The sequence below is a fragment of the Synechococcus sp. BA-120 BA3 genome, from assembly GCF_034931285.1.
GTDB lineage: Bacteria > Cyanobacteriota > Cyanobacteriia > PCC-6307 > Cyanobiaceae > Cyanobium.
Genome location: NZ_JAYGHZ010000326.1, coordinates 1 through 7,075, shown reverse-complemented (window position 1 = coordinate 7,075; position 7,075 = coordinate 1). Strand labels below are relative to the sequence as shown.

The window sequence follows — 7,075 nt, the reverse complement described above, 5'->3', positions numbered from 1 at the left end:
CCACCGGACACGCCCAGCAGCAGCGACCCCCCCGCCGGCAGCAGGGCGGGCTGGCGCAGCAGGTGCCGGTGCAGGCGCGCCTGGTCGCTGCCCCAGGGCCGCCGGCCCTGGCAGGGGTCGGGTGGGAGAATCACGGCATGCGTCCTTCCGTCCGCCGATGACCCGCCTCTCCAGCCTGCCCACCGCCCTGCAGCAGGCGATCCGTCAGGGGCGGGCGCTGAAGGTCATCGCCGGACTCGACAACTTCGATGCGGCCCGGGTGCAGCAGGTGGTCCGGGCCGCCGCCGCCGGCGGCGCCGACCTGGTGGATCTGGCCTGCGACCCCACCCTCGTCCGGCTGGCCGTGGCCCTGGCACCGGGTCTGCCGGTCTGCGTCTCGGCCGTGGATCCCGCCCTGTTCCCGCCGGCCGTCGAGGCCGGTGCGGCCATGGTGGAGATCGGCAACTACGACAGCTTCTATCCCCAGGGTCGGGTCTTCGGGGCCGATGAAGTGCTCGCGCTCACCCGCCGCACCCGGGCGCTGCTGCCCGGCACGGTGCTCTCGGTCACCGTGCCCCACACCCTTCCCCTCGACGCGCAGGAGCGGCTGGCGGTGGAGCTGGTGGCCGCCGGCGCCGACCTGATCCAGACCGAGGGCGGGACCAGTGCCCGTCCCCTCAGCGCCGGTGCCCTGGGCCTGATCGAGAAGGCCGCCCCGACCCTGGCGGCCGCCCATGCCATCAGCCGGGCGGTGGCTGTGCCGGTGCTGTGCGCCTCCGGGCTTTCCGCCGTCACGGTGCCCATGGCCCTGGCCGCCGGTGCCGCCGGTGTCGGCGTGGGCTCCGCCGTCAACCGCCTCGACGATGAGCTCGCCATGGTGGCGGTGGTGCGGGCCCTGCGGGAGGCCCTGCCCGCGGCGTCGATGGTTCAAAACGAACGGCCTCAGTAAACTGGGTTCCACTTGGCCTCGCTTTCCATGGGCTCGCTCACCTGGCTTCTGCAATGGCCGATCCGGGCCCTCATTCTGCTGCTGGTGGCGCGACTGCCCCTGGGAGTGGAGTTGGCGAGCTTTTCCGCCGCCCTGCTGTCGGCCATCGTCATTGCCCTGCTGGGCACCCTGCTGGTCGTCCCCCTGAAGCTCCTGCTGGGGCCGGTCTGGTTCGTCTCCTCCCTGGGGGGCCTGATCAGCCCGGTGTCCTTCCTGTTCAACTGGCTGATCACGATCATCCTGTTCAGCCTGGCCGCCTGGCTGATCAAGGGTTTCCGGCTCCATAACGGCTTGATCAGCGCCATCCTCGGGGCCCTGGCCTACAGCGTGCTGAGCAGCCTGGTGCTGGGCTGGATGGGCCTGGATGTGCCCCTGACCCGGGCGATGGCGGCGTCTTCCGGCCTGGGCTGACCGGTTTTCACGCTCGGTCCGTTCCCCTCGGGTGAACGCCAGAATGGGCCGATGTCCTTCCAGCTTCACGCCCCCTACGAACCGAAGGGCGATCAACCCGCTGCCATCGAGGCGATGGTGAAGGGCGTCGATGGGGGCGAACGCTTCCAGACCCTCCTGGGTGCCACCGGCACCGGCAAGACCTTCTCGATCGCCAACGTGATCGCCCGCACGGGGCGCCCCACCCTGGTGCTGGCCCACAACAAGACCCTGGCGGCCCAGCTCTGCAACGAGCTGCGGGAGTTCTTCCCCAACAATGCCGTCGAATACTTCATCTCCTATTACGACTACTACCAGCCCGAGGCCTACGTTCCGGTCTCGGACACCTACATCGCCAAGACCGCCTCGATCAACGAGGAGATCGACATGCTGCGGCACTCGGCCACCCGGTCGCTGTTCGAGCGGCGGGATGTGATCGTCGTCGCGTCGATCAGCTGCATCTACGGCCTCGGCATCCCCTCGGAATACCTCAAGGCCGCCGTGAAGTTTCAGGTGGGCGACAAACTCGATCTGCGCGGCTCCCTGCGGGATCTGGTCAACAACCAGTACTCCCGCAACGACATCGAGATCAGCCGTGGCCGCTTCCGGGTGCGGGGCGATGTGCTGGAGATCGGTCCGGCCTATGAGGACCGCCTCGTGCGCATTGAACTGTTCGGGGATGAGGTGGAGGCGATCCGCTATGTCGACCCCACCACCGGCGAGATTCTCCAGAGCCTGGAGACCATCAACATCTACCCGGCCAAGCACTTCGTGACCCCCAAGGAGCGGCTGCAGGGGGCGATCCAGGCGATCCGGGCCGAACTGCGCGAACGGCTCGAGCTGCTCAACGGCCAGGGGCGGCTGCTGGAGGCCCAGCGCCTCGAGCAGCGCACCACCTACGACCTGGAGATGCTGGAGCAGGTGGGTTACTGCAACGGGGTGGAGAACTACGCCCGGCATCTGGCCGGTCGGGAGGCCGGTACGCCGCCCGAATGCCTGATCGACTACTTCCCCGACGACTGGCTGCTGGTGGTGGATGAGAGCCACGTCACCTGCTCCCAGCTCCAGGCCATGTACAACGGCGACCAGAGCCGCAAGCAGGTGCTGATCGAGCACGGTTTCCGGCTGCCCAGCGCCGCCGACAACCGGCCCCTCAAGGGGGACGAGTTCTGGGAAAAGGCCCGCCAGACCATCTTCGTGTCGGCGACGCCCGGCGCCTGGGAGCTGGCCCAGAGCAAGGGCCAGGTGGTGGAGCAGGTGATCCGCCCCACCGGCGTTCTCGACCCGATCGTGGAGGTGCGCCCCTCGGAGGGTCAGGTGGACGACCTGCTCGGCGAGATTCGGGTGCGGGCCGATCGGCAGGAGCGGGTGCTGGTCACCACCCTCACCAAGCGCATGGCCGAGGACCTCACCGACTACCTGGCCGAGAACGGGGTGCGCGTGCGCTACCTGCACTCCGAGATCCATTCGATCGAGCGGATCGAGATCATCCAGGATCTGCGCAATGGTGCCTATGACGTGCTCGTGGGCGTCAACCTGCTGCGGGAGGGCCTCGACCTGCCCGAGGTGTCCCTGGTGGCGATCCTCGATGCCGACAAGGAGGGCTTCCTGCGGGCGGAGCGCTCCCTGATCCAGACCATCGGCCGGGCGGCGCGCCACATCGACGGGGTGGCGCTTCTCTACGCCGACAACCTGACCGATTCGATGGCCAAGGCGATCTCCGAGACCGAGCGGCGCCGCGTCATTCAGCACGCCTACAACGAACGCCACGGCATCACCCCCACCCCGGCCGGCAAGCGGGCGGGCAATGCGATCCTCTCTTTCCTGGAGCTTTCCCGCCGGCTCACCGACGACCAGCTGGAGGTGGCGGCCGAGCAGGCCGAGCACAACGAGGTGCCCCTCGATGCCCTGCCCGAGCTGATCACCCAGCTGGAAGAGAAGATGAAGGCGGCGGCCAAGAGCCTGGAGTTCGAGGAGGCCGCCAACCTGAGGGATCGCATCAAGAACCTGCGCCACAAGCTGGTGGGGCGCCCCGCGGCCTAGGGCACTCACCACCGCTGCGGCCTAGAGCGCGCGCCGCTCCAGGGCTTCGGCCAGGCGGTTGGCGGCGGCCGCCAGCTCGGCCTGGGGGTCGGGCCCGGCATCGGCGGCCTTGATCTCCTCCTGGCGTTTCATCGCCTCGATGGCCCGCACGATCAGGAACACCACGAAGGCGATCACCAGGAAGTTGATCAGGGCCACGATCACCGCACCGGCGGGCCAGGCACTGATCGAATCCACCTGCGCCGCCTTCAGGGCCGGCTCCAGCAGGTTGGTCATCACCAGGCTGACGATGGCATCGACCACCTTGCCGAAGGCACCACCGATCACCACGGCCACCGCCAGATCGACCACGTTGCCTTTGTTGACGAAGTCCCTGAAGTCGCTCAGGAAGGAGGAGGTGCCGCGCCGGGCCATGGGTGTCGTCGGTGAACTGCCGGCCTGTTCTACACGGGCCCGGGGGCCATGGGGATCAGAGCGGTTCCAGGCGGAGCAGCTGGCCATCGCCGGCCCCGTCGGTGAGCACATAGAGAAATCCATCCGGTCCCTGGCGCACGTCCCGCACCCGGGCACCGATCGGAATCTCCTGCTGGGGTGTCACCGATCCCTCCGGATCCAGGCGCAGCCGATGCACCTGCCGCGACACCAGTCCGCCGGCGAAGAGATCACCGCGCCAGCCCGGATAGCGGTCGCCGTCGTAGACCGCCAGGCCGGAGGGGGCGATGGCCGGCGTCCAGACGAGGGCGGGATCCCGCAGGCCCGGGGCGCTGGTGGCCGGCGCGATCGGCGGGCCGAAGTACTCGCGGCTGTGGGTCACCCGCGGCCAGCCGTAGTTCTCGCCGGCCTCGATCCGGTTGAGCTCGTCGCCATCGCGGGCGCCGTGTTCGCTGGCCCAGACCTTGCCCGTGCGGCGATCCAGGGCCAGCCCCTGGATGTTGCGGTGCCCGAGGCTCCATAACCCCGGCAGGGCGCCGGGCTTGCCGGTGAAGGGGGTGTCACCGGCGGGGGTGCCGTCCGCGTTGAGGCGCAGCACCTTGCCCAAGGCGCTGAGCGGGTTCTGGGCCTGGGTGCGGATCAGCTGCCCCTCCAGTTCGATCGGAGGGTTGCCGCCGTCCCCGATCGCCAGCAGCAGGGTGCGATCCGGGAGCCAGAGCAGGCGCGAGCCGAAGTGCTGGGCGCCGCTCTTGCGCTGCGGCACCGCGAACAGCACCTGCAGATCGCTGAGGGCACGGCCGTCGAAGCGGGCCCGGGCCAGCCGGGTGTGGTTGGCCTCGGCGCTGCCGGCGGCGTAGGTGAGATAGATCCAGCGGTTGGTGGCGAAGTCGGGATGGACGGCCACATCCAGCAGGCCCCCCTGGCCGGCGGCCAGCACCTCCGGCAGGCCGCGGATCGGCTCGGCCTGCAGCACACCGCCCCGCACCAGACGCAGCCGGCCCGGCCGCTCCGTGATCAGCAGGTCGCCGCCCGGCAGCCAGGCCACGGCCCAGGGGTGCTCAAGGCCGCCCACCACCGGCACGCTGCGCACCGGGGCCGAGACGGCCGCCGGCTGGCAGCTGCCCAGGACCGGCAGCAGAAAGATCCCGACCAGCCAGTTCAGGAGTGGTGGAGGGCGGCGGGCCATGGCTGGGGGGACAGCTCCAGGAGCACCAGGTCGCGCAGGTCGTGGAGCAGGGAGAGCTCGGCGCCGCTGAGCTGACGCGGGCGGGTGTCGATCAGACACAGTGTGCCCAGGCAGGTGCCGTCGTCGAGGATCAGGGGTGAGCCGGCGTAGAAGCGGATCCGGGGCTCCCCCAGCACCAGGGGATTCTCCGCGAAGCGCTCGTCCAGCCAGGTGTCCGCCACCAGGAGGTCGGAGCGCTGGCGGATGGCATGGGCGCAGAAGGCCAGGTCCCGGGAGGTCTGGCCGGTGGCCAGGCCATGGCAGGACTTGAACCACTGCCGCTCGGCATCGATCAGGCTGATCAGGGCGATCGGCACATCGAAGGCGGCGGCGGCGATCCGGGTCAGCCGGTCGAAGCGCTCCTCCCGCTCCGTGTCCAGCAGGCCCAGCTCCGCCAGCCGCCGCAGGCGCCGTTCCTCGTCCTGCGGCGGCCGGGCCCGCTCCCAGCGGCAGGGGGTGCGCAGGCTCCAGGCCCGGAGTCTGGCCCGCAGGTAGCTCTCGGAGACGGGCAGCACCAGCCACTCGCTGACCAGGGGATCGTCGTAGCGGGCCTGCTCCTCGACGGCCGCCAGCATCACGATGGGGATCTCGGCCATCGCCGTGGCCGGGGACTGCCGCAGCCTGCGGACCAGCCCGGGGCCATCGCGGACGGGAAGCGCCTGCTCCAGCAGCAGCAGGGAGGCCCCGTGACGCCCGAGACGCTGCGTCAGATCGGCTTCGCCACCGCAGACATGGAAGGGCAGGGCCTCGAGGCGCAGGGCGGTGGTCAGGGCCGTCTCCAGATCCCTGTCCGTCACCCAGACCAGGGCCGGCGGGCCGCCGGGATCGCCGCTGAGGGCCCCGGCGGTGGGGTCGGACCCCGCTGCGGGCGGCGCTGCGTCGGCTGCGGCCTCCGGGGTGCTGGGGAAGGTGCGCAGCACCAGGCCCTCAGCGGCCGCCAGCACCTCCAGGGGGCTGCCCCGCTCGGCCAGATCGGCGCGCACACCGGCCAGGATCAGGTCGATGGTCGCGTCGTTGCGCAGGGGGTCGTGGTGGGTGAGTACCAGCCTGGCCACTCCGGCCTCCTCGCAGAGGCGCACGGCATACTCCACCGAGCTGTGGCCCCAGCCGAGCTTGGCCGGGAACTCCAGGGCCGTGTACTGGGCGTCGTGGATCACCAGGTCGGCCCCCTCGATGAATGCGGCGTAGTGGAGGTCCTGGCCGGAGAGCGGACCGACGCCGCTGGCCAGGGCGGGGTCGTGGGGTTCGTGGTCGCAGCAGTAGATGACCGTGGCCCCGTCCGCCTGGAGCCGGTAGGCCAGGGTGAGGGCGGGATGGTTGAGCAGATGGGTCGTGACCGTCACATCCCCGATCCGGAAGGTGCCCTCGTGAAGATCGTGGTAGCGGATCGTGGCGGCGAACTGCTCGAGGGTGACGGGGAAGTAGGCGTGCTGCATCTGGCCGGAGAGCACGCTGCGCAGGCTGCCCGAGAGGCCGCTGGGTCCGAAGACGTCCCAGGTGTGCCCAGGGGCGAAGAAGGGGGAGAAGAAGGGAAAGCCCTGGATGTGGTCCCAGTGGGTGTGGCTGATCAGCAGCGACCCCTCGATACCGTCGGGCCGCTCCTGCATCAGGGCCTGCCCCAGGCCGTGGGCGCCGGTGCCGCAGTCGATCACCAGCAGGGTGCCGGCGTCGGAGCGGACCTCGACGCAGGAGGTGTTGCCACCGAAGCGGAAGGTGTCCGGGCCGGGCTTGGCGATCGAACCGCGGGTTCCCCAGAACCGAACCAACATGTTCCGTTCCTGGCGCGGCCCCAAGACTAGGAAGCCGAGGTCAGGCTGGCGCTTCCGTCCCCTCGGCCGCGTGCCGCTCGGCGCCGCCGAGGCCGAAGGCCTGGTGCACCGCCTGCAGGGCGCGCACGCCGTCGGCCTCCGCCACCACGCAGCTGGTGCGGATCTCGCTGGTGGCGATCAGGGCGATGTTGATGCCCGCGTCGGCCAGGG

The 7,075-nt window shown here is 70.3% G+C and carries 7 protein-coding genes; 3 read left to right on the top strand and 4 right to left on the bottom strand.

Annotated elements, in window-relative coordinates; all coding sequences use genetic code 11:
• Positions 1 to 157: 157 nt before the first annotated feature.
• From VB737_RS13495 to uvrB, 3 genes are read left to right on the top strand one after another with little or no spacing between them, the layout of a single operon-like run.
• Positions 158 to 928, top strand: a complete 771-nt coding sequence (locus tag VB737_RS13495; protein ID WP_500313696.1) for a DUF561 domain-containing protein — start codon at positions 158 to 160, stop codon at positions 926 to 928.
• 27 nt (positions 929 to 955) lie between these two features.
• A complete protein-coding gene (locus VB737_RS13490; protein ID WP_323304336.1) occupies positions 956 to 1,378 on the top strand; it encodes a phage holin family protein in 423 nt (140 codons plus the stop codon).
• A gap of 51 nt (positions 1,379 to 1,429) precedes the next feature.
• Complete coding sequence (uvrB, locus tag VB737_RS13485; protein WP_500313694.1) at positions 1,430 to 3,439, top strand: excinuclease ABC subunit UvrB; 2,010 nt, start codon at positions 1,430 to 1,432, stop codon at positions 3,437 to 3,439.
• A gap of 21 nt (positions 3,440 to 3,460) precedes the next feature.
• Here the strand turns inward: uvrB and mscL are convergent, their stop codons facing one another.
• From mscL to VB737_RS13465, 4 genes are all read right to left on the bottom strand, one after another.
• Positions 3,461 to 3,853, bottom strand: a complete 393-nt coding sequence (mscL, locus tag VB737_RS13480; protein ID WP_500313692.1) for a large conductance mechanosensitive channel protein MscL — start codon at positions 3,851 to 3,853, stop codon at positions 3,461 to 3,463.
• Positions 3,854 to 3,908: 55 nt separating this feature from the next.
• Positions 3,909 to 5,057: a PQQ-dependent sugar dehydrogenase gene (locus VB737_RS13475; protein WP_500313690.1), complete on the bottom strand. Its 1,149-nt coding sequence runs from the start codon at positions 5,055 to 5,057 to the stop codon at positions 3,909 to 3,911.
• Positions 5,030 to 6,865 carry an MBL fold metallo-hydrolase gene (locus VB737_RS13470; protein ID WP_500313689.1) on the bottom strand — a complete coding sequence of 612 codons (1,836 nt, stop codon included), beginning with the start codon at positions 6,863 to 6,865 and terminating at the stop codon, positions 5,030 to 5,032. The genes VB737_RS13475 and VB737_RS13470 overlap by 28 nt, the downstream gene beginning before the upstream one ends.
• Before the next feature lie 40 nt (positions 6,866 to 6,905).
• The coding region (locus tag VB737_RS13465; protein ID WP_500313698.1) for an ACT domain-containing protein at positions 6,906 to 7,075 on the bottom strand (170 nt) is incomplete at its 5' end.

Excerpts from the sequence above, each read along its gene's own strand:
- VB737_RS13495 (WP_500313696.1), top strand. The coding sequence starts at position 158 with ATGACCCGCCTCTCCAGCCTGCCCACCGCCCTGCAGCAGGCGATCCGT.
- VB737_RS13490 (WP_323304336.1), top strand. The coding sequence starts at position 956 with ATGGGCTCGCTCACCTGGCTTCTGCAATGGCCGATCCGGGCCCTCATT.
- uvrB (WP_500313694.1), top strand. The coding sequence starts at position 1,430 with ATGTCCTTCCAGCTTCACGCCCCCTACGAACCGAAGGGCGATCAACCC.
- mscL (WP_500313692.1), bottom strand. The coding sequence starts at position 3,853 with ATGGCCCGGCGCGGCACCTCCTCCTTCCTGAGCGACTTCAGGGACTTC.
- VB737_RS13475 (WP_500313690.1), bottom strand. The coding sequence starts at position 5,057 with ATGGCCCGCCGCCCTCCACCACTCCTGAACTGGCTGGTCGGGATCTTT.
- VB737_RS13470 (WP_500313689.1), bottom strand. The coding sequence starts at position 6,865 with ATGTTGGTTCGGTTCTGGGGAACCCGCGGTTCGATCGCCAAGCCCGGC.